This window comes from Streptomyces aculeolatus, from assembly GCF_020400605.1.
Classification (GTDB): Bacteria; Actinomycetota; Actinomycetes; order Streptomycetales; family Streptomycetaceae; genus Streptomyces; species Streptomyces aculeolatus.
In genome coordinates this window covers 1-1,707 of record NZ_JAINRD010000065.1, presented here as the reverse complement: position 1 = coordinate 1,707, position 1,707 = coordinate 1, and the positions used below count along the sequence as shown (strand labels likewise).

Below are 1,707 nucleotides of genomic sequence, written 5' to 3'. Positions count from 1 at the left end.
CACGTGGGGTAGTCCCACTGCGTGATCGTCACCTGGTCGGTGTGCCGCACCCAGACCGGGACGTGGTCCACGATCGGCTCGCTGGACATGATCACACCCGCGGCGTGCACGCCCATCTGCCGCACCAGGCCCTCGACGCCCCGCGCGGTGTCGATGACCTTCTTCACGTCCGGCTCGTTCTCGTACAGCCCGCGGACCTCGCCGGCCTCGGAGTACCGGGGGTGGTCGGGGTCGGTGATGCCGGACAGCGGGATGCCCTTGCCGAGCACGTCGGCGGGCATGGCCTTGGTGATGCGGTCGCCCATCGCGTACGGATAGCCCAGCACCCGGGCGGAGTCCTTGATCGCGTTCTTCGCCTTGATCGTGCCGTACGTGCCGATCATCGCGACCTTGTCGGCACCGTACTTCTCCGTCACATAGCGGATCACCTCCGCCCGCCTGCGCTCGTCGAAGTCGATGTCCACATCCGGCATCGAGACGCGCTCCGGATTCAGGAACCGCTCGAAGATCAGCCCGTGCTCGATCGGATCCAGGTCCGTGATCCCCATCGCGTACGACACGATCGAGCCCGCGGCGGAGCCGCGGCCCGGACCCACCGCGATGCCGTTGTTCTTCGCCCACATGATGAAGTCCGCGACCACCAGGAAGTACCCCGGGAACCCCATCTGGATGATGACGTCCATCTCGTACTCCGCCTGCTTCTGGCGGTCCTCGGGGACGCCGCCGGGGTAGCGGCGGGCCATGCCGCGGCGGACCTCCTCCTGGAACCAGGTGACCTCGGTGTAGCCGTCGGGGACCTCGAACCGGGGCATCAGGTCCCGCTTCTGGAACCACCCCTCGGTGTCGATCTGCTCGGCCACCAGCAGCGTGTTCGCGCACCCCTCCTGCCACGCATCCGACGAATCGACCGCATACATCTCCTCGGTCGACTTCAGGTAATAACCCGTCCCATCGAACCGGAACCGATCCGGATCCGACAGATTCTTCCCCGTCTGAATACACAGCAATGCATCATGCGCACCCGCCTCCTGCGCATACGTGTAATGCGAGTCATTCGTCACCAGCGGCGGAATCCCCAGCTTCCGCCCGATCTCCAGCAGCCCGTCCCGCACCCGCCGCTCGATCTCGATCCCGTGATCCATCAACTCCAGGAAATACCGCTGCTTCCCGAACACTTCCTGATACCACGCCGCCGCCGCCAGCGCCTCGTCGAACTGCCCCAGCCGCAGCCGCGTCTGCACCTCACCCGACGGACACCCCGTGGAAGCGATCAACCCCTCCGCATGCTCGGCGATCACCTCCTTGTCCATCCGCGGCCACTTCTGCAGCCACCCCTCCTTGTACGCATCCGACGACAACCGGAACAGATTGTGCAGACCCGTACGCGACGACGCCCAGATCGTCTTGTGCGTATACCCACCCGAACCCGACACGTCATCACGCTTCTGATGCGGCTGCCCCCACTGCACCTTCCGCTTGTTCCGCCGCGACTCCGGCGCCACATACGCCTCGATCCCGATGATCGGCGTCACCCCCGCCGACGTCGCCTGCGCAAAGAAGTCATACGCACCATGCAGATTCCCGTGATCCGTCATCGCGATATGCGACATCCCCATCTCACGACAGGCCGCGAACATATCCTTCAACCGCGCCGCCCCATCCAGCAGCGAATACTGCGTGTGCACATGCAGATGCGTAAACGGCGGC

General features: G+C 65.1%; 1 protein-coding gene. It reads right to left on the bottom strand.

Annotated features, from left to right (window positions below):
• Positions 1 to 1,707: DNA polymerase III subunit alpha (dnaE, locus tag LG396_RS38710; protein ID WP_225798296.1), on the bottom strand; the 1,707-nt coding region annotated here is incomplete at both ends.